Here is a 23,382-nt window from a genome sequence, read left to right on the forward strand (position 1 = left end):
CGGCGGGCGTGCTCCGGCTCCGGCGCCTCGACTGCCTCAGCAGCCGGTGCGGCGCAGCTGCCCCGGCGTTACGCCAAGCTTGCGTTGGAAAAGGGTTGTCATGTGAGCCTGGGACGAGAACCCGCAGTCGAAGGCAATCTGCGCAAGCGGCTCTTTCGTCTGCATGATCTGGCTCTGCGCCCGGTTCAGTCGGCGCTTCAGCACGTATTGATAGGGGCTCTGTCCGGTGGTGCGTTTGAACGACCGCGAAAAGCTGGTGCAAGACATGCCGGCAAGCGCCGCCAGCCCTTTGAGCTCGACCGACTCCTCGGACGTGTTGTCGATGTGGTCCTCGATCCGCCTGAGAAGCGTCGCCGGGAGGGTATGCGGATCGTGAATGGACGCGCCATGTTCCTCGGCAGCCTCCCGGCGCAGTTCGAGGATCAACGCATGGATCAGGGTATCGTCGTAGAGCAGGCCGAACGGCGCGTCGCTTTGGGCGTTCTTCAACAGGCGCACGCAGATGGCGAGCACCAGATCGGAATCGGCGGGAGCCTCGTGAAGCGGCCCGAAATCCGTCGCGGCGACACCCTCTTCTTCCTCGAGCACGGCGCCCAACACCTTGCGGGGCAACGACACCGCGATGGTCGCGCCGGGATCGAAACGCCGCGCGGCGCATGGCACGTCCGGCGGCGTGACGTCGAATTCGCCGCGGCGATAGACGTACGGTTTGCGACGTGCCCCACCGATATCCATAGCCATGGTGCTGGAACTCATCTGGATTTCCAGCACCAGTTCCGAGACTGCTCGTTCGACGGTTACGGACTCGGGATAGCTGAGGTCGGCGATGCCGACTTGGTTGCTGCCGGCGGTTGCGTAACTGCGCACATAGCCTCTGTGGTCGGTTCGGCGCACGCTTTCGCCGAAGCCGATCGGAGCGGACGTTCGTTTGGCGGCTCCCCGATCCGGGAGGCAGTGCTGCCCTTCGATCTGCAGGATATGCCCTGCCGGCTCGCGGCCAGAGTTCCCTCGTGTCTCGATTTTGATCCCGTGGTGCACGAGAGCGTGCGGTTTCTGCCCGCCGGCGCCGACCTGAAACGGGGTCCGGCCAGACGTCCAAATGGTGTTTTCGATCACTCTCGCCTCCTTTGGTCATATGGCTGCGCAGAGTATTTCACGGGCAGAGGGCCGGGTTCTTGACCTCAAGATGCGTGATTTGCACCGAATGATCGAAGAACGGAGGGAGGCAGACCCCGCACAGGTCCTGCGCACGAGCATCGCCGTCGATGGATCTTTCGCGGGGACATGCACGCGAGGGGAGTATTCGGGTGCATCGAGCTCCATTGCGCGGCGTTTGCGCACCGAGACGACGGTGCCAGCAGCAGGACGATGCGTGCACGGGCTGTTCGCGATGACGAGGCGCCGCGGAAACCGCGTGCGGTGTGCGGGCCTTTGCCGCATGATCCATCGCAGGCTCACCCACGCAATGACGTCAGGATCACCATGACCGAAGGCATGCATCATGTTACGGCGATCACGCGCAGGGTTCAGGCCAATGTGGATTTCTACGCGGGATTCCTGGGCCTGCGGATGGTCAAGCAGACCGGCGGGTTCGAGGATGCCGAGCAATTGCATCTGGTCTACGGCGATTGGGCCGGAAACCCCGGATCTCTGGTCACCTTCCTCGTCTGGGAGGACGGCGCGCCCGGCCGCGTCGGCAGCGGCCAGGTGTCCGAAGTCGCCTTCGCCGTGCCCGTCCGGTCGATCGGCACATGGCTGACCCGTGCACTTGACGCGGGGCTGCAGGTCGAAGGGCCGAACAGGGAGTTCGGCGAGCCGGTGCTGCGGCTCAAGGATCCCGACCGCATCATCGTCAAGCTGGTGGGCTCCGATATGTCCTCGGCCGCTCCGCTTCCCGATCCGGACGCGCCGACGCGGCTGAGATCCGTCACCATTCTCAGCGTCGTGCCCGATGAAACGTCGGCCTTCCTCGCCCGCTTCGGCTACCGCGAAGGTGCCCGCGACGGCGCCATCCGGCGTTGGACCTCGGATCGCGACGCGGTCGACGTTCGGGACGCAAGCGGATACGTCCCCGGCATTCCCGGCACCGGCATCGTCGACCATGTGGCGTTCCGCGCGGCCGATGGCGACGCGCTGCGGCGCATGCGGCGCGACCTCGCCTCCCATGACGGGATCACCAACGTCCACGACCGCAAGTATTTCCTGTCCCTCTACGTGAGGGAGCCCGGCGGCACGCTTCTTGAACAGGCGACCGACGGGCCGGGCATGGATGTGGACGAGGACATCGACCGCCTGGGCGAGACATTGTTCGTGCCTGACAGCGACCGGAACCGCGCCGAGGACCTGCGGGTCATGCTGCCGCAATTCGCCCGGCCGGGCGCGGCGCGGATCGTGCTGCGCGACCTTCCCTTCATACACCGCTTCCACACGCCGGAAGAGGCCGACGGGCACCTCATCCTGACCCTCCACGGGACTGGGGGGAGCGAGGCCGACCTGTTCCCGATTGCCGCGCGCATCGACCCCGCGGCCACGCTTCTGGGCCTGCGCGGGCGCGCGACGGAGGAAGGCGTGGCCCGCTTCTTTCGCCGGTTCGACACGGCGTTGTTCGACCAGGCCGACATCCGCGCCGAGGCCGAGGCATTCCAGGCGTTCTGGCAGCAAGCCGTGCGGTCCTACGGGCTCGACCCGGATCGGATCACGGTGATGGGCTATTCCAACGGCGCAAACTTCGCGGCCGCTGTCATGGCGCTTTACCCGGGGTTGGTCCGGCGGGCGATCCTGCTGCGCGCCGTGATGCCGCTCGAGGAGCCGCCGGAACCGGACTTGTCGGACGTGCAGGTGCTGACGGTGACGGGGGCCGACGACCCCTACTCCCGCCACGCGGCGCGACTGAACGACTGGTTGCAGGATTGCGGCGCGGCTGTCGATCCGCGCGAAATCGCTGCCGGGCACGGGCTGAGCGACGCCGACCAGACCATGGCGCGCGACTGGCTGGTCGGGGTCCGGGTGCCCGGCGGAATGGACTGACCCGGGAGCGACCGGGCGCAGCGCCGTTCAGCCCTTGCGCGGGCTGACGCGATCGAGTTCGGGCGTGATCGGGATGAACTCGTCCTCGTCGCCGGGCGGCAGACGGAACGGCCCGCCGGTCCAGTCGCCGGCCTTCCAGTCCTCCTTGGCCTGTTCGATGCGCTCGTTTGAGGACGACACGAAGTTCCACCAGATGTAGCGCCGCCCATTCATCGTCGCACCGCCGAGCGCCATCAGCCGCGCGCCCTGCGGCCCCGCCTTGACAGAGATGCCGTCGCCGGGGCGGAACACCATCATGCGGCCCGCCTCGAACACGTCGCCCGCAACCTCGATGCTTCCTTTCGTGACATAGATGCCGCGATCCTCCTGCTCGTCCGGCAGCGGGAACGCGACCCCCGGCGCCAGCGTCACGTCCAGATAGAACGTCTCGGACTGCATCGTGACCGGGCTCGTGGCGCCGTAGACCGAGCCTAAGATCAGCCGCGCTTCGACGCCGGTGTCGCGGATAACCGGCAGAGCTGTCTCGCCGTGGTGCTCGAACGCTGGCGTCATCTCCTCTCGGTCCTCGGGCAGCGCGATCCAGGTCTGGATGCCGAACTGCTTGTGCGGCCGGGCGCGCATTTCCGCACTGGTGCGTTCCGAGTGTGTGATGCCGCGCCCGGCAACCATCCAGTTGACCTCGCCGGGATAGATCATCTGGCGGGTACCGAGGCTGTCGCGATGCTCGAACTCGCCGTCATATAGGTAAGTGACCGTTCCGAGGCCGATATGCGGATGCGGGCGCACGTCGATTCCGCCCCCGGTCAGGAACTCCGCCGGGCCCATCTGGTCGAAAAAGATGAAAGGGCCGACCATCTGTCGCTGAGGGCTAGGGAGAGCGCGTCGCACTTCGAAACCGCCCAGATCGCGGGTGCGCGGGATGATCAGCGTGTCCAGCAAGGAGTTTTCAGCAGTCGGGCAGTCGGGATTGTGGGTCGGGTTCCAGCTCATGGAATGCTCCTTAGTGGATCAGCGGTCTGCGCCGTGGCGCGATGTGGTGCCGCACGACGGGCGGGGCCTCACCCTGGTGCAGCTTGCGCAATGTCGCGTGCAGCGTCATGTCCCTGACGCTGACGCGCCCGTGATGCTCCAGATGCTCGGCCCAGCTCGGCACGTGGAACGTCTCGACCCAGAGGTCGGGCTCCTCCACGCTTTGATGGATGTGCCAACTCGTTGCGCCGTTGCGCAGTCGCTCGTGGGACACGGGCGTCAGGCGATCGAGAAACGCCGGCACATCGGCCGGTAGGATGCGGTAGGTGACCGTGAGCATCGCGCGCTGATCGGAAACGTCGCCGACGACCGTCGGAGCTTCGGGCCAGATTGCCGCCGGGTCGTTGTCGAAGCCCTCGGCCTGGCCGACCGGCAGGCGCCGCGTGGCCAGCAGCCCGAGCGCCAGACCGCCCGCCGCAATGAGGAGCGCGGAAGAAACGGACGTGGCCGCCGCGACCTGGCCCCAGATGATCGATCCCGCCGCCATCGAGCCGGCGAAGACCATCAGGAACACGGCCAGACCCCGCGCGCGCACCCAGTTCGGCAGCGCGGTCTGGGCCGAGACGTTGAGGGAGGTCAGCACCGGGATCCAGGACAACCCGCCGAGGAACGCGGCGGGCAACAGAACAGCAGGACCCTGCGCGACGGCCAGCAACAGCAGCGCGGCCCCGCTTCCCGCGGTTCCGATCCACACCGTCGTGTCTGACGAGGCGACACGCTGCAGTCGCGGCAACAACATCGCGCCGGTCACCGCGCCGGCCCCGATCAGTGCCATGAGCGCCCCGTAGAGGGTGGATCCCCCGGCGTCGGCCCCCCGCGCGATAAGCGGCATGAGGGCCCAGTACGCGGACGCGAAGACGAAGAAGGCGGCGGCGCGCACCGCCGTCGCCAACATCGCCGGGTTGTGCCGCACGTGGCGCAGGCCCGTGCCCATCTCCGACAGAAGTGAGCCGGTCGGCGGATGCCGCTCGTGCGCCGGCGGGCGCCACATGACCAATGCACCGAGGATGACGAGAAAGCTCAATGCATTCACCGCGAAGGGCGCCGCCAGCCCGATGCTCGCGATCAGCGCGCCGGCGATGGCGGGTCCGATCGCGCGCGAGATGTTCACGCCCATCGAGTTCAAGGCGATGGCAGGCTTCAACTGCTCGCGCGGGACCAGTTGCGGCACAATCGACTGCCAGGCCGGGGCCATGAAGGCCGCGCCGGTGCCGATGGCCAGGCTGAAGGCGACCAGCAGCGCCGGCGTCATCGCGCCGGCCCAGACCAGGACGGTCAGCAGGCTGACCACCGCCAACAGAAGCAGGTTGATGCCGATCAGCATCCTCCTCTTGTCCAGCCGGTCCGCCAGCGCCCCGGCCAGGAGCGCGAAGCAGAAGACCGGAAGGGTGGTCGCGGCCTGCACCAGCGTGACCACCGCGGGATTGGGCGCGAGCGTGGTCATCAGCCAGCCGGCGCCCACCTCGTGCATCCAGGTTCCGACGTTCGACACCAGCGTCGCGGTCCAGAGAAGCGCGAAGGCCGGCTGCTTCAGCGGTTCCCAGGCGCTCGGCCTGGCGCCGACGGCGCTACCACTGGATGACATCGGCCAGTTCCTCACGGTGCTTCTCGGCATGGGCCCGGACGAAGGGGCAGAGCGGCACGATCCGCTGCCCTTTCGCGCGCGCATCGGCGATCAGGCGTTCGGCGAGCGCCCGGGCCACGCCCATGCCGCGCATGCTCTCGGGAACGGCGGTGTGATCGGCGATGATCAGCTTCGGGCTGACCTTGGAGAAGGTCAGCTCTCCCTCGCCGGAGATGTTCGGCCGCCGGGCGGCATACCAGCCCTTGGTGTCGGTATCGGTGTAGGAAATGGTCATGTCGGTCATCGTGGTTTCCTCAGAACGAAAAGCAGGAGCATCCAAGCGCGCCCCAGAAGGCGGACGTGTCGCGGATGGGCAAAGGCTTGGACCAGGCGATGCCGTGGTCGTGGCCGTGCAGGCCGCACCCGTTGGTGCAGCCCGAATGACAGCCGCGCATCTCGGCGGCGGCAGGCGCCATCGGCGCAGCGCGCTGGCCCGGGCTCGCGAAGGTCGCACCCACCGACCAGTCGGGGCTCGCCGGCGGGATCGGCGGGTCGTGTCGGGCGAAGTCGCCGTCGGCAAACACGATCCTGCCGCCCACCATCGTCAGCACCGAACGGATGGAGCGGATCGCGTCGTCCGGCACTGTCATCAGGTCCTCCGAGAGCACCGCGAGGTCCGCGTACATGCCCGGCGCAAGGCGGCCCTTGACGTCCTGCTCCCCCGAGAACCAGGCCGAACCGGTGGTCCAGATCGCCAGCGCCTCCTCGCGGGTCAGAAGGTTGTCGTCGCCGTAGAGCGGCATCCCCCCGACCGTCCTGCCGGTGGTCAGCCAGTAGAGTGCGACCCAGGGGTCATAGCTGGCAACGCGGGTGGCGTCGGTGCCGCCGCCCACGGGCAGGCCGGTGCGCAGCATCTCGCGGATAGGCGGCGTCGCACGGGCGGCCTCTGCGCCGTAGCGGTCGACGAAGTATTCGCCCTGGAACGCCATCCGGTGCTGCGTCGCGATACCGCCTCCGAGCGCCCTGATCCGCTCGATGTTGCGGGGGCTGACGGTCTCTGCGTGGTCGATGATGAAACGCGTGCGGAACGGCGTGCGGCCATTGACGCGCTCGAAGACGGTCAGGAAGCGGTCGATGGTCTCGTCGTAGGTGGCATGGATGCGGAACGGCCAGTCGTTGGTCGCCAGCAACTCCACGATCCGCTCGAGCTCCTCCTCCATGACCGGCGCGGGCGAGGGTCGCGGCTCGAGGAAGTTCTCGAAATCCGCCGCCGACCAGGCGAGGTTCTCCCCTGCCCCGTTCATCCGCAGCCAGTCGTCGCCGGCGCCCGGTTCGGTCATGCCGATCCAGCGCTCGTAGTCCGACAGCTCCTGCCCCGGCGTCTGGGCGAATAGATTATAGGCAATGCGGAGCGAGAGCTGGCCATCGCGGTGCAGCCTTTGCACCACATCGTAATCCTCGGGGTAGTTCTGTCCGCCGCCGCCCGCGTCGATCACCGAGGTCACGCCGAGACGGTTCAGTTCGCGCATGAAATGGCGTGTCGAGTTCACCTGGTCCTCGGGCGGCAACTTCGGCCCCATCCCCAACGTCGAATAGAGGATCAGCGCAGAGGGTCGGGCGATCAGCATTCCCGTGGGCTCGCCGCGCGCATCCCTCTCGATCTCTCCGCCGGGAGGGTTCGGCGTGTCACGGTTGATGCCGAGGACGCGCAGAGCGGCACTGTTCAGCATCGCGCGCGCGTAGAGGTGCATGACGAAGACGGGCGTGTCGGGCGCGGCCGCGTTGATCTCGGCCAGCGTCGGCATGCGCCGCTCGGCGAACTGGAATTCGGACCAGCCGCCGATCACCCGCACCCATTGCGGCGGGGGCGTGTTGGCCGCCTGCCGGCGCAGCATCGCCAGCGCGTCAGAGACCGACGGCACGTTTTCCCAGCGCAACTCCATATTGTAGCTCAGACCGCCGCGCACGACATGGGTGTGGCTGTCGTTCAGACCCGGGATCACACGCCTGCCGCCGGCGTCGATCAGTCGCGTGCGCGCATCCGCAAGGCCCATGATTTCGTGTTGCGTTCCGGTTGCCTCGATGCGGCCGTTCCGGATCGCGACCGCTTCGGCGTCTGGCCTTGCAGTGTCGAGCGTCGTCACGCGGGCATTGGTGATGATCGTGTCAGCCATACGAGAGCTCCTTCATCGGTCTGCATGCGGGGCCGCCGGCCCGCAAATCCGTCGGTCGGCTCTTTGCCGGATCAGGCGCGGCGATTGGCTCGCAAGGCTTTCCACCCGCCCGGGCGAGGCGGAAAACGACGGGCCCGCTGGGCACACGGGCCCGCCTACTGCGTCGGAAGGGATGGAGACGGCCAGGAGGAGTTCGGCCGTCTCGTCCGACGCAATCCTGAAAATTACTCTGCGGCGGCGGTGGTCGATCCGGCCGGCGCGGGATCGAGCCGGGGCCCGTGCGTTGTCCGCTCCGGCGCCTTGTGCACCATGGTATAGGCGTAATCGACGCCCATTCCGTAGGCACCGGAATGGGCCCGCACCAGCGCCATCACGTCGTCATAGGTGTCGCGGCGCGCCCAGTCGCGCTGCCATTCGAGCAGCACCTGCTGCCAGGTGACCGGCACCACGCCGACCTGCACCATGCGCTCAATCGCGCGGTCGTGCGCGTCCTGAGTGGTCCCGCCCGAGGCGTCGGCGACCATGTAGATCTCAAGCTCGGTGTCCTTCATGCAGGACAGCGCGAAGGTCAGGTTGCACACCTCGGTCCAGAGCCCGGACACGACGATCTTGGTGGCGCCCTTGGCCGCATGCCCGTTCAGCGCATCGCGCACCTTCTGGTCGTCCCACGAATTCATCGACGTCCGCTCCAGCAGTGGCGCGTCGGGAAAAATGTCCAGAAGTTCGGGATAGGTGTGGCCCGAAAAACTTTCGGTCTCGACCGTCGTGATCGTTGCGGGGATGCCGAAAATGCGTGCCGCCTTGGCGAGTCCGACCGTGTTGTTCTTGAGCGTCTGGCGGTCGATCGACTGGACACCGAATGCCATCTGCGGCTGGTGATCAATGAAGATCACCTGGCTGTTCTGAGGGGTGAGGACATCGAGTTTCGACATGAGATGGTGCCTGCTTCCGTGTTCGGGGTTCGATGGCCGCCTCGGCGGCGCGGCGTCGGAGCGGTGGGAATCCCGCGTGCCTTTCAGCTCTCGATGAAGTCCAGAAGGTCGGCGTTAAGCTGGTCGGCATTCACCGTCAGCATACCGTGCGACAGTCCCGGATAGGTCTTGAGCGTGCCGTTCGGCAGCAACTCCACCGCCTTCAACGCAGAGGCGGCGATCGGGACGACCTGGTCGTCCTCGCCATGCATCACCAGCGTCGGCACGGTGATCGCCTTGAGGTCCGCGGTCTGATCGGTTTCCGAGAACGCCTTGATACCGTCGTAATGCGCCTTGGCGCTGCCCATCATCCCCTGGCGCCACCAGTTCTGGATCATGCCTTGGTGGACCGTGGCGCCATCGCGGTTGAAGCCGAAGAACGGCCCCGACGGCACGTCGAGGAAGAACTGCGCCCGGTTTGCGGCGAGCGCCGCACGGAAGCCGTCGAAAACCTCCATGGGCGTGCCTTCGGGGTTCTCGTCGGTCTTGAGCATCAGCGGCGGTATGGCCGCGACGAGCACCGCCTTGTCCACCCTGCCCGCCGGTTCGCCGTGCTGCGCGACGTAGCGCGCGACCTCGCCACCACCGGTGGAATGGCCGATATGGACCGCATCGCGCAAGTCCAGCGCTTCCGCGACGGCGAAGGCGTCTGCGGCATAATGGTCGATGTCGTGACCACCGTCGACCTGGGTCGAGCGGCCGTGCCCGCGCCGGTCATGGGCGACGACGCGGTAGCCCTTCGACAGGAAGAAGAGCATCTGCGCATCCCAGTCGTCGGAACTGAGCGGCCAGCCGTGGTGGAACATGATGGGCCGTGCGTCCTTCGGACCCCAGTCCTTGTAGAAAATCTGCACGTTGTCGCTGGTGGTGACATAGCCCATGCCGTGTCCTCCTTCGGTTGCGTTATGGGGGTCGGGGCCCGCGGCCGTCGCGACCCCAAGGGGAAAGGTCATGCTTACGGCAAGCGCTGAGCCGAAGAGCAGCACGTCGCGCCGATCCGTCACCCCTACGTCGGGTACTCGCAGACCTGATCCTTCGCTCATGGTCGCCTCCTTGAATCGGTCGCCGTCCTTGGAAAAGAGATTTGCATTTCCGCAGCCGAGGCTCTTGTCGCGAAGGCTCCCGTTTTTGACGGGATGATCCCGAAATGCCGACGAAGCGAAACTCGGGCTATGCAGATACCGCCCGGGTCGGCTTGGTCGGCTCGCCGAGCCGTGGAAACGAGAACAAGGCATCGGCGGCGATTGGACCGCGATCGGCGAGCTACGAGGGCAATGCCCGGGGCACTCCGAAAGCACCCCAGCGCCGGTTTGGATAGTACAGCGCGTAGGAACGCTTCGGAGCACGAACCGCCCTGCGATAGTCGCTCGATCTCACGCGTGCATGTTTGAAGAAGACCCGGGCCAGCACCTGGCTCGACGCGCATCCGACCCGGAGGGCAACCCCCGCTACCGGCAGATCGGACGTCTCAAGAAGCTCGCAGGCGGGCTCGACACGCAGGCGTATCAGGTAGACCCGCGGCGGTACGCCGACACTCTGCTTGAACATGCGCGCGAAGTGATAAGGGGCAACTGTGTCACCGTTGCGAGTTCGTCGAGACTAATGTCTTCCGTCACGCCAACGGCGGCGACCATAGTGTGCGAAGTGAGCATTCTTTTCGGGGTCGGCCGATCCATTCCGGTGCAAATGTCAAACACTACACGAGCGGATTTCCATAGAACTTGTAAGGTCTTCGGCTCGCGTAATGAGGACCCGCGCATCTATCGCCGATGACAAGCTCGCCCCCCTGCCTCGACAAGAGCATTGTTGCCGAAATTGCGGGCTGCCGATCTCGATTGAGAATGGATGGAAGTGCCGATTTCGTGATGACGTCCGCTTGTCAGCCGGCCGACATGCCATGGGCTATCTTGCCGGCCTCGCGCGCAAGTACGGTCTGCACCGCCGGATCGGCGGCAATCCTGTCGTGCAGCAACTTCACGTTCGGGTAGTCTTCGAGTCCGGTTGGCAGGAGCTTGTTCGCCCATCGGATCATCGGAAAGGCGTATGCGTCGATCACAGATCGGTCTCCACCGAGGATATAATTCCTGCGCACGAGCTGGCGCTCCAGGATGCCGAACTGCTTTGCGACTAGCGTGTGTCCTGCCTCGACGACCGCCTGACGGGCCGCGGCGCTCTTGTCGCTCGTGTAGCGACCAGGCATGAAGATCGGCCAGAAGGAGGCGTGAACGTCCGAGGTAAGGAAGGCTGACCACCGGTGCGCCTCTGCCCTGGCGCGTAAGCCTTCGCCGCCGGCAAGCCCGGCCTCCGGGTGCTTGGACACCAGGTAATCAAGGATGGCGCCGCACTGTGTCAGGAGCCACCCATCGTTTTCCTGAAGCGTTGGCACCGCGCCGGCGGGATTTACCGCCAAGAGATCGCTGGAACCGTACTTGACCCTGACGGCCTCGTAGGGTGCGCCAATCCATTCGAGAGCGATATGCGGCGCCAACGAACAGGCGCCCACGGCATAGTAGAGTGTCGGCATGATGTTTTATTTCCTTTGCTGTTCAACATCCGGCCATGAGGCGACAAGGTGCGTTCCCTCGAAAGCGAATTGGGGTTTGCCGGGCAAGTCCGTGCGCTCGATTCGCTACGGCAATTCCCATTCGATAACCTCTAGGCCATATCGGACTTTTTCGTTTCGGAATCTCGTGCGGAGAAGGCAAAGGACTTTTCGTGCAGGACGGACTGAACGATGTTCGAGTGCCCCCTCAGCCATTGAACACCGGCTTCGCCTGCAAGCATGCCCAGAAGGCCGAGAAGCGCGATGATCGGTGGCGCCGGAGAACGAACGGCCAGAAGGCCGTAGATCACACCAATCCCGAGTCCGACGACCAAAGAAAGGATGTATGGTTGTATATTGCTCATTACTCAATGCCTTGCGGTGTTTCAGTTCGAATTTGAAGTTAGCGGGTGGTCTTCCTTTCCGCGTCGCAAAGGCTGCCGCACTGGTGCCAATCTTGCTGCTTTTTCGCTCTCCGTTTTCAAAGTCGGAACCGCGGAAATATTGCGGAAACGATCCACGACCCTGACAGTTGGCGTCGCTTCTTGCGCGACGGCGAACGTTCCGGGTCCCCGGCCGCACCCGACGCACCCGTGATCCCTGTCAAATTTCGGTCTGGTAAGGAGCGACTTGTGTCGTGCCTGCGCAGCCGGGAACGGCTGGGTTCGGCGCGGGCAGCCGTCTGCCCGCAGCTTGGTACGGCCCGCACATCTGCCAACACGATCGCGCGCCGCCCGACGCAACAGCAAGATCGGCACCAGCGCGGCAGCTTCTGCGCCGCGCGGCTCGGACGCGCTTGCTATCTATCTCTCGGAACCGGGCCCCGCCCCTTTGATGCAAGGACAACCCCCATGACCATCCGCAACGGCCTCGACTCGCTTCTTCGCCCCGAAGACTCGGTCCTCGTGCTCATCGACCACCAGCCCTACCAGCTTGCCAACCTGAACAGCCACGACCCGCACATGGTGGTGAACAACACCACCGCGCTGGCCAAGTGCGCCAAGGTGTTCGGCGTGCCCACGATCCTGACCAGCGTTATCGCCGACCGGGGCGGCGCGATCTTCCCCCATGTCACCGAGGTTTTCCCCGGCCAGGAGGTGATCGACCGCACCACGATCAACACCTGGGAGGATCCCAAGGTCGTCGACGCGGTCAGCGCGACCGGGCGCAAGCAACTGATCATCGCCGGTCTCTGGACCGAGATCTGCGTGGCGATGCCCGCGCTGCAGGCCGCCGGCGAAGGCTGGGACGTCACCGTGATCACCGATGCGTCGGGTGGCACGTCGCTCGAGGCCCACGAGGTCGCCATCCAGCGCATGATCGCGGGCGGCATCAACATGATGACGTGGCTGGCTCTGGCCTCCGAATGGCAGCGCGACTGGGCCCGCACCACAACCGCGACCGCCCTGAACGACGCCCTCCGGGACCATCTCGGCGGGAGCGCCATCGCCTATCTCTGGGAGCAGCAGCTGCTCAACACCCCGGTGCCCGCCAAGGTGGCGTGAGCTCCGGCCGGGGCGGGAGGCCGTGGGTGCGAAGTTCGGACCGGCCTTCGCCTTCCGCTCCGGCGCAAGCGGAACAAGTTCAGCGCGACACCGACGTCATGATCGCCAGGTCCCTGCCCTGTCCCGGAACTACGAACAGGTGCCTTGATTTGCCGCCGGTAGGCGAGCGCTCGATGCAGCGTTCGGGCCGTCCGGCTTCCTTTCCAAATCCTTGACTCGGAGCGACAATGGAAGTCCCTGCCTATGCCACCTTCGTGATAGTCAGCGCAGTCCAATCCGCGACGCCCGGCCCATCCACCTTGTTCATCGTGAACAATGCGATCGCCTACGGTTGGCGCCGCGCTCTGAGTGCGCTGAGCGGCGATCTGGTCGCGATCGCCACGCTCGCCACACTTTCCGTCCTGGGGTTGGGCGTTCTTCTCGAGACTTACCCAGCGGCCCTTCTCGCACTCCGCCTGGCCGGCGCGGCCTACATCATCTGGCTCGGGTCGACCTTCTTCCGCCCCAGGCCACTGCATGACCGAACCGAGGTTACCGAAACGGCGTACGTCCGGAGCGGGGTGGTGCTCTGGCTTCACTCATTCGGAGTGGGCATCAGCAACCCCAAGGCCGTTCTATTCTTCGCGGCGCTGTTTCCCCAATTTCTCCCGGCAGACAGCGGTACAGCTACCCTTGCGCTTCTGGTTCTCACGTTCGTGGTCGTGAAATTCGTGGTTCTCGGGGGCTACGCTCTCGGAGCCCGACACGTTCTCCGAATGATTCACAAGCCCGAACACGCCAGACGCGGACGCATGCTGACAGGCATCATCTTCATGGTGTTCGGAGCCCTGATGATCTGGTCCGCGCTTACGGCCGCATGACGCGACCCGACCCGGCCGGTCGGTTTTCCATGAACGCCGGCGCCGACGGGCCGTGCGGCCGGGACCCCGCCGTCTCAAAGGAGCTACACGGACATGACCCTCGATCTCTTCCCGGCAGGACTGGAAATGGAGGTGTCCTATCCGGATTTTCGGGCGCGCTTGAAGCTCCTGTCCGCAAAGCAACTGGAGTTCGAAATAAGCGAGGGCCCGTTCGCCCGAAGCGAAACCGTCGATATCGAGGTCAAGCCGCTCGGCAACGGCATATTCGCCGTCAGCTGGCAGGAGACGGACGGTGCGACCGTCACGAACGTTCAGGACTTCGATCGCGGGGCCGTGCACTCCTTCGCCACGCTGCCCGACGGCCGTTTCCTTCGCATGACAGGGACGCTGGTCATCACCAGGCCCGCCGACCGGAACACCGACGCACGCCCCCAACGCAACAAGGCGCTCGTGCTGGAGGCGATGACGTCGCTCTTCCAGCGCCACGACACCTCCGCGGTCAAGCGGCTGTATGTCAGGGAGTACATCCAGCACAATCCGAACATCCCCCAGGGCCGCGACGCGTTGCAGAGCATCGTCGAGTCCCTTTCGCCCGCGGTGCACTACGAGCCCGGCCTGATCGTCGCGGAAGACGATCTTGTCGCCATCCACGGCCGGATCCGCGGATGGGGCGACGCGCCCCAGGTGGTGATCGACCTCTTCCGGGTCGAGGGCGGCAAGCTGGCCGAACACTGGGACGTCCTGCAAGACGAGATCCCCGCACAGTCCGGGGCGGCGGGCCTCCCCATGTTCGATCCCGGCGAGGCCGTGCATCGTCCCGGACCGGTGCAGCCCTATTCCCGGGATGGCAGGTCCGGCCTAGACAGGTCGTGACCGGCTGGGAGGTTCATCGTGGCTTTCCCGTCGGTCCCGAGATGCAATTCTGCTGCCGCAAGGGATTGGTTCCACTACCGGACCGGCGACGGTCGCGAAGTCGCTGGGGTCGTCGTGTATCTCCGAGCGGCCGGACCGGACAACGCCGCTGCTTACCGAAAGACACGACTACGATCATCAAGAGATGAAAACGAACGAGGCAGTTTATGAATGCCACTGCGCGCCGTGCCCGAAACGCTGACCTGGCCGGAGCCCGATCGTATTCATTTTACGCCGGCGGCCGCCGTTCCTATCTCGTTCGGCACGGCACATCATTTCCCTTTCGCGCGCGGGCGTTTGCAGCCTGATGAAGTGGTGCTGGTGCAGGGTGCACCGGAGGCTTGGGTTCTGGCCACGATACAATTGGCAATGCATGCTGGCGCCAAGGTGATCGGCTTTGCAAGCGAGGCCTGCCGTGTGGCGCGCCTGACCGAGCTTGGCGCCGATCATGTGATCGATCACCGCAATGCGGAGGTCGCCCGAGCGGTGCTCGACCTGACCAGGATGCTTGCGCGGATCTCGTGGTCGATCCCTTGGGATCGACTTTGCCGACGTCGCTTAGAGCGCTTGTACCCGAAGTTCGAGCGATCTTTGTAGGCGATGCAGGAGGCGGAGACTTGCCCGTATTCCTCTGGCCGCGTTGCAGAGGAACCAGACGCTTTCTTGGCGTCTTCACGGGAACGCAGTTTGCCAAGCCAGCCAGAGTTTTCTTCCACGGTCGAGACGGTGCTTTCTGATGTTGCGGCCGGAAAGCTGTAGGTGCTGATAGCTCGGCAATTCTCCCTGCCGAAAGCTTCTGAAGCACATGACCATGCTGAACGCGGCAAGCCGCTCGTCCGTGTTGCGCTGGTTCCGTAGCGTCTGTGAGGCAGTCTCTCGCCACCCTCCAGCGACCCAGCTTATTGTCTTGCCCCTCTCCCGAAGCTTGGAACCGGCCAGAGTGAGCTTTTTCCGGCCAGGACGCGCCATCCTTGGAGGGGGCCTTGGCTGATACAGCGCAGGTCCCGGGGCGCGACCGTCGAGCTTGGAAGTTTCAGATCCGGGCGGCCTGGAGTTCGGGGCAGCCAAACATGCAGGACCAACGCCTACGAGGCACCTCATCCGATCCCGGTCTTCCTTGGCGTCAAGATGCGGAGCCGCCACGAATCTCGCCGAAAATGCGGATCCAGCTCCGTGTGCCGCGGTGTAAACGCTCGACATCGTAATGCTCGTCAGGCGCGTGGATTGCATCGCTTTCAAGGATGAAGCCCAACACCACGCAATCCAGCCCAAGCCCGTCGTTGAGCGCGCCGACAACGGGAATTGCTCCGCCCGTGCCCTTCAAAACCGCAGGCCGACCCCACTCCGCCTCAAGTCCACGCGCGGCTGCGACAAGGAACGGGTTGGACTCCGACAGATGAACGGCCGCATTGCCCTCCGGCCCTTCGAATTCGACACTGCACCCGTCGGGAACCCTGCCCGACACGAAATTGCGGAACCGGTTCCTGACCGTTTCGGGGCTCTGTCCGGCCACCAGCCGGAAGGTCAGACGCGCTGTCGCCGAGCCGGGAAGCACCGAACGCCCCCCGGGCCCCTGGTTCCCGCCCGTAATACCGTTGAAATCGACCGCGGGCCGGCCCCACATCGCCTCTATCGCGGTATAGCCGTCTTCAATGACGCCCCCGGCAAGGCTGACCCCTCCCGAAGCGTCAAGCTCGTTCGACAACTCGCGCCAGCGTGTGCGCTGGCTTTCCGTGAGGTCGGCGACATCATCGTAGAACCCGTCGATTGCCACCCGGCCCTTTTCGTCGTGGAGGGAGGAGAGGATCTTGCTGAGAATGCGGATCGGATTGGCGGCGGCCGCGCCATAGTGGCCGGAGTGCAGGTCGGGATTCGGCGCATTGATGGTCACGGTCTCGTGCACCAACCCCTTGAGCTGGGTGGTAATGGAGGGCCGGGTCGGGGACCACATGTCGCTGTCGCAGATGAACGCAACGTCGCAGTGCAACTCCTCGCCATGCTGTTCGAGGAATGCGCCGAGGCTGGGCGATCCCATCTCCTCTTCCCCTTCGAGCACAATCACGATCTCAGCGGGAAAGGCGCCGTTGGCCGCTTTCCACGCCCTGAGCGCCTCTATGAAGGACCAAAGCTGGCTCTTGCTGTCAGAGGCCCCGCGCCCGTAAAATCGGCGCGCGCCATCCTCTTCCACAATCTCGGGCGCGAACGGATCATGTGTCCACGCCTCGCGGGGGGCGACAGGCTGCACATCGTAGTGGCCGTAGAAAAGCAACCGTTTGCCACCCTCCTTCGCGCCCTCGGACCGTGCCAGCACAACGGGATTGCAGGCCGTTTCCACGACGCGGGAGGAAAAGCCGATAGCCGTCAGCGCGTCGTCCAGCCACGTGGCGGCGCGGGCGATACCTGCCTTGCCCGCGTCTTCGCCCGAAACGGACGGGATCGAAATCAGCTCCAGCAGATCGGCAACTGCAGTGTCGAGATTGGCGTCGACCTCCCTCAGCGCGCGTTCGATTTCCGACACGTCAAACGTCCTTTCCGCGTATCATTGCGGTGAGCGCCGCCGCGAAGCGACGTGACACCACTCGAATGTGTCGGCGAGCCCCCCTGTCACTCGGCCGCGTCCCCCGCGGCACTGAGGCGCCGCAGCGCGGTCAGCATACGCTCCAGATCCGCCCAGAGCTCCCCTTCGTCTTCCAGCCCGATCGATATCCGCAGGATCACGTCGGGCTCCTGCCAGCGCGTGGCGCTCCGGCTGGCCCCGATCGACATCGGCGCGGCCAGGCTCCGCGTGCCGCCCCAGGACGCGCCGATGGCGAACAGGCTCAGATGATCGAGCGCGCGCCAGACATGCGGGGCGACACATTCAGGGAAGGTCAGGGAAAAGACACCGCTGCTGCCCAGAAAATCGCGCTTGAAGATCTCATGTCCCGCCATCGTCGGAAGCCCCGGAAAAAGCACCCTGCCGATCGCGCGGTGGCCGGAAAGCCGCTCGGCGAACCGCTGTGCCACGGCCCCGCAATGCCGCAGTCGCATCCCCAGCGTCTCGAACCCTCTCAAGACAAGAGAGGCATCATCCGGTGAGGCACCTATACCAAAACGGCCGAACATCTTCTTCAGCGGCTGCGCCAGATCGGGATCGCGAACGGATATCGATCCCATCAGCACATCCGAATGGCCCGAAACGTATTTCGTAAGCGCCTCCGTGACGATGTCCGCCCCGAGCGCCAGAGGTTTCAGGTTCAGCGGCGTGGCCCATGTATTGTCTACCGCCAACAGGGCCCTGGCCTCGTGCGTCAGCGCCGCCGCTGCGGGAATATCCATCAGCTCCATCGTCGTGGAGCCGGGGCTTTCACACCAGACGAGCCGCGTTTCGCTTCGGATTCGCGCCTCCAGATCGCCGAGATCCGTCGGGTCGAAAAAATCGAGCGTGATCCCCATCCTTGCCAGGTCGGACAGGGCGAAATCCCGCATTGGCGGATAGACCGTATCGGCCAGCAGAATGTGGTCCCCCTTGTTCAGGAAGGCCACCGCTGCCAGCGCGTTGGCTGCCTGCCCGGAAGGCGCTAGAAACGTGCCCGCGGCCTGCTCGAGCTGCGTCAGTTTCTCCTCCAGCGTCCGCGTCGTCGGGGTCCCGTAAAGACCGTAGGAATACCCCTTCTCGCCACGCTCGCCCCTTTCGGCGTAGGCCGCAGCATCCTCGAAAAGGATCGTCGACGCGCGATGAACGCCAATGCCGATCGGCTCGAACCCCTCCGTCGCCACACGTGGGGTCAGGACACATCGTGTCAGATCGGTGGGTGCCATCGTTTCTTACCTTCTACAACGCGCAGTGTATGCGTTGACGTTATTGCCGCTATCGGTATTATTCGTTCCGCTCTTGATTGCCCGGAGGCTCTGGATCATGAACCTGCGTCAGATCGAGGTTTTCCGGGCCGTCGTGACCAGCGGCACGACCTCGCGCGCCGCCGAAGTGCTGAGGATCTCGCAGCCCTCCGTCAGCAAGACGATCATGGATCTCGAACGTTCGATCGGTTTTCCCGTCTTCGACCGGATCAAGGGCCGTTTGCGACCGACCGCCGAGGGTCAGCTTTTCTTCCGCGAGGTCGAGCACACCTTCCAAGGTCTCGCTCATCTTCGTGGCGCCGCCGCTCGAATCCGGGATTTCGGGTCCGGAGAGTTGCGTGTGGCGTCGCTGTCGGCCCTGTCCACCAACGTCATGCCCCACGCATTGTCCGCGCTGATGTCGAAAAATCCCGGTGTTGCGATCACCTTTCAGACGAACCTGTCCTCCGTGGTCAGGGACCACGTCGCATCCGGCCAGTTCGATGTGGGCGTCGTGTCCGACGAGATCGACAAGACCGGTGTCGAGATCCGTCCCTTCGCCCGCTTCCGCGCGTGGCTTGCGGTCCCCGAAGGCCATCCGCTCGAGGCGCACGCCGTCATCCGGCCGGCTGATCTCGTCAATCAGCCATTCATCGCACTTTCGCCCGAGGACACCACGCGTCAGCAGGCTGAAACCGCTCTCGCTGCCGAAAACGTCAAGCTGAGCATCATTCTGGAAACGCCCTATGCCACGACGATCTGCGCGATGGTGGCCGCGGGCCTGGGGGTAGGATTGGTCGATCCCCTGACCGCCGAGTTGTTCAAGGGGCGCGGGCTGGTACTGCGCCCGTTCGAGCCAGAAGTGCATTTCCGGACGCTCGTGATCCTGCCGCCGCACCGCCCCGCGTCGCGCATCGTCGAGGACTTCATCATCGAACTGTTCCGCACCCTGGAAGAGGACGGAAAGTTCGGCGGCGGCTTCTGCTGCTGACAGCATCTCTAGAGAACCTTTGACAGGAACGCTTGGGTACGCGTGCTCTTCGGCGCCGCAAGCATTTGCTTCGGCTGCCCCTCTTCCACGATGGTTCCGTGATCCATGAAGACCATGCGGTCGCCGACCTCGCGGGCAAAGCCGATCTCGTGCGTGACCAGGATCATCGTCATGCCGGAGGCCGCGAGATCCTTGATCACGTCGAGCACCTCCCCCACAAGCTCCGGATCGAGCGCCGAGGTCGGTTCGTCGAAGAGCATCACCTCCGGCTCCATCGCCAGCGCCCGCGCGATGGCGACGCGCTGCTGCTGTCCCCCCGAGAGCTGGTTGGGATAGCGGTCCTCGAGGTCGGTCAGCCCCACCCGGGCAAGCTGATCCCGCCCAATGCGCCGCGCCTCGGCCTTCGGAATGCGCTTCACTTGCACGGGGCCTTCGATCACGTTGCCAAGCGCGGTCATGTGCGGAAAGAGGTTGAACCGCTGGAACACCATGCCGGTCAGCCGGCGTTGCCGGTCAATGGCTCGCGGCGACAGCTCGTGAAGACGGCCGTTCCGCTCATCGTAGCCCTGCAGCGTGCCACCGATCCTGACGCGTCCCGCCGAAATCTGCTCGATCTGGTTGATACACCGCAGAAGGGTCGACTTGCCCGATCCGGACGGACCGATCACAACGCAGACTTCGCCCTTGGCGATAGTCAGGTCGATACCGCGTAGCGCGTGGTAATTGCCGAAGAACTTGTGGACGCCTTCAAGCAACACTGCGGCAGCCCGGTCAGGCGTGGCGTGTCGGGACATAATCCTGCCCCCTGCCGAAATGGCGTTCCAGGTAGTACTGGCCAATCATCATCACCGAGGTAATCGCCAGATACCAGAATGCCGCGACCATGAGCATCGGCACCGGAAGATAGATCCGGTTCGAGATCGCGTTGGTGGCGAACATCAGATCCAATGTGAACGGCACGGCAAGGACGAGCGCAGTCCCCTTAAGCATTCCGATCGTCTCGTTTCCCGTCGGCGGGATGATCGTACGCAAGGCCTGCGGCAGAAGGATGCGCCACCATATGCGCCCTTTCGACATTCCGATGGCTTGTGCGGCCTCGGTCTGCCCGCGGTCGATGGCCCTGAAGCCCGCTCGAAAGATCTCGGCCAGATAAGCGCTTTCACACAGGCCAAGCCCCAGGATTGCCGCAACGCCGGCGGTCACCACCCAATCTGTGGGCACACCAATGATTTCGGGACCGAACGGAACGGAAATCGACAGGCGCGGAAACAGGACCGCGAACAGGCCCCAGAACAGAAGCTGCGTGTAAAGCGGGGTTCCGCGGAAAAACCAGATCCACAGCCACGAAACCGTCCTCAGGATCGGGTTTTCGCTGTCACGCATCAGCACGAGGATGACTGCGCAGACAATCGCGACCAGCATGGCAATCACGGTCAACATCAGCGTCCACCCCACACCGGCCATGACAGTCGGCGCAAAGAGGTACTGCCAGAATACGTCCCAGTGAAAATTCGGATTGACGATGATGCCGTGCGCCACCTGCGCGACGACGACTGCCAGCAGGGCGACTGCAACCCAGCGCCCCGGGTGGCGGTGCGGCACCACGTCATTCAGCCGGACCTTCTGTCCTTCGTCGCGGGCGGCGTCGTCGTGTCCCGAAGCCATTGCTGTCGTGTCTGATTGCATATCAGTTCGACACTTCCGGATTGATGACGGATTCATCGACAAGGAAGTGTGACACGCCCCAGAACTCGTAGATTTCGGCATAGACGCCGTTGTCGATAAGGTGATTCAGCGTGTCCGCGATGAGCTGGGTGAGTTCCATATCATCCTTGGCCACGGCGATACCGTTCAGGCCGCGCTTTCCCATCGGCTCGACGGGTTCGAGGTTCTCCAGTCTTCCCCCGCTCTGCTTCACGGCATAGGCCGCTGTGCCGCCACCTGTCGCGGTTGCATCGGCGCCGCCTGCGGCGACCCGCGTGATCGCCTCCGTCTGCACTGAGAACGGCAGCTTCTCGATCGCCGGTTTGCCCGCGTCCAGGCATGCCTGGTTGTCCAGGTCCAGGTGCTTTTCGTAGTAGGTGCCCGACATGATGGCAACCTTGGCGCCGCAATAATCCGCCGGATCGAACCCGGTCGGATTCCCGGCCCGGACCACCCATAGGCCCTGAGTGTCCGAGTACGACACGAAGTTCACCACCTTCATGCGCTCGTTGGTGATTGAAAATGCGTTCAGTCCGATATCGTATTTCGACCCGAGCGCGGGCAGAATAGAGGGGAACGCCGCGGTGCGCGATTCGTATTCGAGCCCGAGCGTCTTCGCGATCGCCCTGCCGACATCAATGTCGATCCCCTGTGGCGATTGACCGTCATCGCCCGCCAGGAATTCCCATGGCGCATAGGCATTGTCGGCACCGCCGACGAGAATGCCGCGTTCGGCGATCTTCTCCGGCACGCGTTCGGCAAGTTCCGGAACCGCTTCAAGCCCGGACCGGTCAAAAACCTGCGCAAGGCTGGCCACGGGAATGTGAACTGAAACCGCGACGAGAGCTGCGGAATATCTGCATCTAAGTCGAAAGAAAGATGTCATCTGGTTATTCCCTGCCGGACACTTCAGAGGCGATCTTTTCATTAAATCTGTTTCGCGCGGCCGCGCGATCTTCTCAACGATACGCCCGAGCTGGGTATTCGTCCAATACTAGATTCTCAGGAACTCATTCACAAAGTGCATAACTTATCGTCCGACCTGCCAAAAACGAAGCCCGACGGGGATCTTGATCGTCAGGCAGAACTGGATCGCTCCTTCCGACAAGACCGGCAGCCGAGCGGGGCTCACTCATGCGGGGCGAGCCTCGTCATGTTCTGCACGAACCGGATCAGCATCTCACCGAACTTGCGAAGCACCGCGTTGTCAAAAGACCTGTCTGCGCCGCGCAAACGGGCAGGCGGGCGCCGGCCTCGGCATGACGCCCCACCGACTTTCTGGTTTCCGGTTGTGAATTCATGGCTCCCCAGGTTCTGTGACTACGTCGGTAATCGGTCGGGCTCATGAGCTTATTCTTGAGAAAGACCCGGGCGAGCACCTGGTTCGAGGAATACCCGACCTCGAAAGCGATCTCGGTGACCGGAATGTCCGTGTGCTTAAGAAGGTCGCAGGCCTTTTCCATTCTCAATTGCGTCAGATAAACCCGCGGTGGTACACCGAGGCTCTGCTTGAACATTCGGGCGAAATGAAACGGAGATAGCTTCGCCTCGTCAGCCAGTTCATCCAGACTGATGTCTTCCGAAAGCCGGGCATGCATAAGCTCTATGCAACGTCGCTTCGCCCAGGGCGAAAGGCCGCCCTTTACAGGGACAATTGCCGCACCACCCAGCCGACACAGATGCGCCATGATCTCGAAGCCTGCGGCGCGCGCCAGCAAACGTGATGGCACGCCTTCGTCTGCGCAAATTGCCCAGAGGCACCTTATCGCCGAACGGATTTCAGGCGATTTGAATGCCCCCCTGAAGACTTCAGGCCGGTCGAGTACTGCTTCGCCAACATTCGCTTCATCAAATACGCTTTGCCAATGCGACAGAGGCAATGCCAGACTGCGAACTTGAAGGCAGGAATCGACCATTATCTTGTTGGCGCAGTTCGGTTTCGCGAGGAAGAACCCGCCCTTTTCGCTTGTGACGTCGAAAGCTCCCGCGCCCAGATCGCCACTGAAACGCGTACCGCCATTCAGATCCTGATGCAGAACGAGGTCCGGTACCGCGGGGCCGGAAATGTCGCCAGCCGGTTGCTCCGCCTCGATCAGATCAAGTATTCCGCCGGCTGATCTTCTTGCCCGCACGTAGGATGCGAGATGACCTTCCTCATACCATTGCGCAAAAGAAGAATAAGCAGGGGATCTCATCCTTCGTTATCCTTTTCTCAGTTGAGCAAGATCTAAGATCGGTTGCCACGCGCACCGCTCCACCAAGGGCCACGGTACCCTTTTCCAAT

22 protein-coding genes are annotated in these 23,382 nt (G+C 64.1%); 6 read left to right on the forward strand and 16 right to left on the reverse strand.

The genetic code is table 11. The features are described 5' to 3' along the window. Window positions 1-36 precede the first annotated feature (36 nt). Window positions 37-1,116, reverse strand: coding sequence for a helix-turn-helix transcriptional regulator (locus F3H57_RS01870; RefSeq protein ID WP_149754167.1), 1,080 nt, complete (start codon window positions 1,114-1,116; stop codon window positions 37-39). Window positions 1,117-1,482: 366 nt separating this feature from the next. On the opposite strand from F3H57_RS01870, the gene F3H57_RS01875 reads away from it, so the two are divergent. After that, window positions 1,483-3,027: a VOC family protein gene (locus F3H57_RS01875; protein ID WP_149754168.1), complete on the forward strand. Its 1,545-nt coding sequence runs from the start codon at window positions 1,483-1,485 to the stop codon at window positions 3,025-3,027. Window positions 3,028-3,054: 27 nt separating this feature from the next. Here the strand turns inward: F3H57_RS01875 and F3H57_RS01880 are convergent, their stop codons facing one another. The 9 genes from F3H57_RS01880 to F3H57_RS01920 all read right to left on the reverse strand — a co-directional run bounded on the left by F3H57_RS01880 (window position 3,055) and on the right by F3H57_RS01920 (window position 11,672). Further along, entirely contained in the window at window positions 3,055-4,017 is a 963-nt protein-coding gene (locus tag F3H57_RS01880; RefSeq protein WP_149754169.1) for a pirin family protein, read from the reverse strand. Between the two features lie 10 nt (window positions 4,018-4,027). Then, window positions 4,028-5,641 (reverse strand): MFS transporter, encoded by a 1,614-nt coding sequence (locus F3H57_RS01885; RefSeq protein WP_149754170.1) that lies wholly within the window; start codon window positions 5,639-5,641, stop codon window positions 4,028-4,030. After that, window positions 5,625-5,924, reverse strand: a complete 300-nt coding sequence (locus F3H57_RS01890) for a GNAT family N-acetyltransferase (protein WP_149754171.1) — start codon at window positions 5,922-5,924, stop codon at window positions 5,625-5,627. The genes F3H57_RS01885 and F3H57_RS01890 overlap by 17 nt, the downstream gene beginning before the upstream one ends. Window positions 5,925-5,934: 10 nt before the next feature. Beyond that, window positions 5,935-7,794, reverse strand: coding sequence for an amidohydrolase (locus tag F3H57_RS01895; RefSeq protein ID WP_149754172.1), 1,860 nt, complete (start codon window positions 7,792-7,794; stop codon window positions 5,935-5,937). A 224-nt stretch (window positions 7,795-8,018) separates the two neighbouring features. After that, window positions 8,019-8,726: a hydrolase gene (locus F3H57_RS01900; RefSeq protein ID WP_149754173.1), complete on the reverse strand. Its 708-nt coding sequence runs from the start codon at window positions 8,724-8,726 to the stop codon at window positions 8,019-8,021. Between the two features lie 83 nt (window positions 8,727-8,809). Next, window positions 8,810-9,808 (reverse strand): alpha/beta fold hydrolase, encoded by a 999-nt coding sequence (locus F3H57_RS01905; protein WP_149754174.1) that lies wholly within the window; start codon window positions 9,806-9,808, stop codon window positions 8,810-8,812. A gap of 220 nt (window positions 9,809-10,028) precedes the next feature. Further along, window positions 10,029-10,313, reverse strand: a complete 285-nt coding sequence (locus F3H57_RS22445; protein ID WP_223162906.1) for a helix-turn-helix domain-containing protein — start codon at window positions 10,311-10,313, stop codon at window positions 10,029-10,031. A gap of 331 nt (window positions 10,314-10,644) precedes the next feature. After that, a complete protein-coding gene (locus F3H57_RS01915) occupies window positions 10,645-11,289 on the reverse strand; it encodes a glutathione S-transferase family protein (protein ID WP_149754175.1) in 645 nt (214 codons plus the stop codon). A 131-nt stretch (window positions 11,290-11,420) separates the two neighbouring features. After that, window positions 11,421-11,672: a DUF1427 family protein gene (locus tag F3H57_RS01920; RefSeq protein WP_188129575.1), complete on the reverse strand. Its 252-nt coding sequence runs from the start codon at window positions 11,670-11,672 to the stop codon at window positions 11,421-11,423. 486 nt (window positions 11,673-12,158) lie between these two features. Here F3H57_RS01920 and F3H57_RS01925 point away from each other — a divergent pair, with 486 nt between their 5' ends. From F3H57_RS01925 to F3H57_RS01940, 4 genes are all read left to right on the forward strand, one after another. After that, window positions 12,159-12,812: a hydrolase gene (locus F3H57_RS01925; protein WP_149754176.1), complete on the forward strand. Its 654-nt coding sequence runs from the start codon at window positions 12,159-12,161 to the stop codon at window positions 12,810-12,812. A 227-nt stretch (window positions 12,813-13,039) separates the two neighbouring features. Continuing rightward, window positions 13,040-13,672 (forward strand): LysE family translocator, encoded by a 633-nt coding sequence (locus F3H57_RS01930; protein ID WP_149754177.1) that lies wholly within the window; start codon window positions 13,040-13,042, stop codon window positions 13,670-13,672. 93 nt (window positions 13,673-13,765) lie between these two features. Further along, on the forward strand, window positions 13,766-14,545 hold the full coding sequence (locus tag F3H57_RS22450; protein ID WP_223162907.1) for a nuclear transport factor 2 family protein: 780 nt from the start codon (window positions 13,766-13,768) through the stop codon (window positions 14,543-14,545). Between the two features lie 210 nt (window positions 14,546-14,755). Continuing rightward, complete coding sequence (locus tag F3H57_RS01940) at window positions 14,756-15,181, forward strand: zinc-binding dehydrogenase (protein WP_149754178.1); 426 nt, start codon at window positions 14,756-14,758, stop codon at window positions 15,179-15,181. 526 nt (window positions 15,182-15,707) lie between these two features. Here the strand turns inward: F3H57_RS01940 and F3H57_RS01945 are convergent. Continuing rightward, window positions 15,708-17,102 (reverse strand): M20/M25/M40 family metallo-hydrolase, encoded by a 1,395-nt coding sequence (locus F3H57_RS01945; RefSeq protein ID WP_149754179.1) that lies wholly within the window; start codon window positions 17,100-17,102, stop codon window positions 15,708-15,710. A gap of 86 nt (window positions 17,103-17,188) precedes the next feature. Beyond that, window positions 17,189-18,385, reverse strand: a complete 1,197-nt coding sequence (locus F3H57_RS01950; RefSeq protein ID WP_149754180.1) for a trans-sulfuration enzyme family protein — start codon at window positions 18,383-18,385, stop codon at window positions 17,189-17,191. 25 nt (window positions 18,386-18,410) lie between these two features. Here F3H57_RS01950 and F3H57_RS01955 point away from each other — a divergent pair, with 25 nt between their 5' ends. Beyond that, the gene (locus F3H57_RS01955) at window positions 18,411-19,394 is read left to right on the forward strand and encodes a LysR substrate-binding domain-containing protein (RefSeq protein ID WP_223162908.1); all 984 of its coding nucleotides are present in this window, start codon (window positions 18,411-18,413) and stop codon (window positions 19,392-19,394) included. 8 nt (window positions 19,395-19,402) lie between these two features. Here the strand turns inward: F3H57_RS01955 and F3H57_RS01960 are convergent, their stop codons facing one another. The 4 genes from F3H57_RS01960 to F3H57_RS01975 all read right to left on the reverse strand — a co-directional run bounded on the left by F3H57_RS01960 (window position 19,403) and on the right by F3H57_RS01975 (window position 23,293). Beyond that, a complete protein-coding gene (locus F3H57_RS01960) occupies window positions 19,403-20,188 on the reverse strand; it encodes an amino acid ABC transporter ATP-binding protein (protein ID WP_149754181.1) in 786 nt (261 codons plus the stop codon). After that, a complete protein-coding gene (locus F3H57_RS01965) occupies window positions 20,166-21,059 on the reverse strand; it encodes an amino acid ABC transporter permease (protein ID WP_149754415.1) in 894 nt (297 codons plus the stop codon). The genes F3H57_RS01960 and F3H57_RS01965 overlap by 23 nt, the downstream gene beginning before the upstream one ends. Window positions 21,060-21,081: 22 nt before the next feature. Further along, complete coding sequence (locus F3H57_RS01970) at window positions 21,082-21,915, reverse strand: transporter substrate-binding domain-containing protein (protein WP_223162909.1); 834 nt, start codon at window positions 21,913-21,915, stop codon at window positions 21,082-21,084. A gap of 355 nt (window positions 21,916-22,270) precedes the next feature. Then, window positions 22,271-23,293 (reverse strand): helix-turn-helix domain-containing protein, encoded by a 1,023-nt coding sequence (locus F3H57_RS01975; protein WP_149754183.1) that lies wholly within the window; start codon window positions 23,291-23,293, stop codon window positions 22,271-22,273. Window positions 23,294-23,382: the final 89 nt, after the last annotated feature.

Origin of the sequence: Roseivivax sediminis (genome assembly GCF_900112685.1) — a bacterium.
GTDB lineage: Bacteria > Pseudomonadota > Alphaproteobacteria > Rhodobacterales > Rhodobacteraceae > Roseivivax > Roseivivax sediminis.

Bases quoted from the DNA above. Each gene is read 5' to 3' on its own strand.
- F3H57_RS01875 (WP_149754168.1), top strand. From the start codon at position 1,483: ATGACCGAAGGCATGCATCATGTTACGGCGATCACGCGCAGGGTTCAG.
- F3H57_RS01880 (WP_149754169.1), bottom strand. From the start codon at position 4,017: ATGAGCTGGAACCCGACCCACAATCCCGACTGCCCGACTGCTGAAAAC.
- F3H57_RS01885 (WP_149754170.1), bottom strand. From the start codon at position 5,641: ATGTCATCCAGTGGTAGCGCCGTCGGCGCCAGGCCGAGCGCCTGGGAA.
- F3H57_RS01890 (WP_149754171.1), bottom strand. From the start codon at position 5,924: ATGACCGACATGACCATTTCCTACACCGATACCGACACCAAGGGCTGG.
- F3H57_RS01895 (WP_149754172.1), bottom strand. From the start codon at position 7,794: ATGGCTGACACGATCATCACCAATGCCCGCGTGACGACGCTCGACACT.
- F3H57_RS01900 (WP_149754173.1), bottom strand. From the start codon at position 8,726: ATGTCGAAACTCGATGTCCTCACCCCTCAGAACAGCCAGGTGATCTTC.
- F3H57_RS01905 (WP_149754174.1), bottom strand. From the start codon at position 9,808: ATGAGCGAAGGATCAGGTCTGCGAGTACCCGACGTAGGGGTGACGGAT.
- F3H57_RS22445 (WP_223162906.1), bottom strand. From the start codon at position 10,313: ATGTTCAAGCAGAGTGTCGGCGTACCGCCGCGGGTCTACCTGATACGC.
- F3H57_RS01915 (WP_149754175.1), bottom strand. From the start codon at position 11,289: ATGCCGACACTCTACTATGCCGTGGGCGCCTGTTCGTTGGCGCCGCAT.
- F3H57_RS01920 (WP_188129575.1), bottom strand. From the start codon at position 11,672: ATGAGCAATATACAACCATACATCCTTTCTTTGGTCGTCGGACTCGGG.
- F3H57_RS01925 (WP_149754176.1), top strand. From the start codon at position 12,159: ATGACCATCCGCAACGGCCTCGACTCGCTTCTTCGCCCCGAAGACTCG.
- F3H57_RS01930 (WP_149754177.1), top strand. From the start codon at position 13,040: ATGGAAGTCCCTGCCTATGCCACCTTCGTGATAGTCAGCGCAGTCCAA.
- F3H57_RS22450 (WP_223162907.1), top strand. From the start codon at position 13,766: ATGACCCTCGATCTCTTCCCGGCAGGACTGGAAATGGAGGTGTCCTAT.
- F3H57_RS01940 (WP_149754178.1), top strand. From the start codon at position 14,756: ATGCCACTGCGCGCCGTGCCCGAAACGCTGACCTGGCCGGAGCCCGAT.
- F3H57_RS01950 (WP_149754180.1), bottom strand. From the start codon at position 18,385: ATGGCACCCACCGATCTGACACGATGTGTCCTGACCCCACGTGTGGCG.
- F3H57_RS01960 (WP_149754181.1), bottom strand. From the start codon at position 20,188: ATGTCCCGACACGCCACGCCTGACCGGGCTGCCGCAGTGTTGCTTGAA.
- F3H57_RS01965 (WP_149754415.1), bottom strand. From the start codon at position 21,059: ATGGCTTCGGGACACGACGACGCCGCCCGCGACGAAGGACAGAAGGTC.
- F3H57_RS01975 (WP_149754183.1), bottom strand. From the start codon at position 23,293: ATGAGATCCCCTGCTTATTCTTCTTTTGCGCAATGGTATGAGGAAGGT.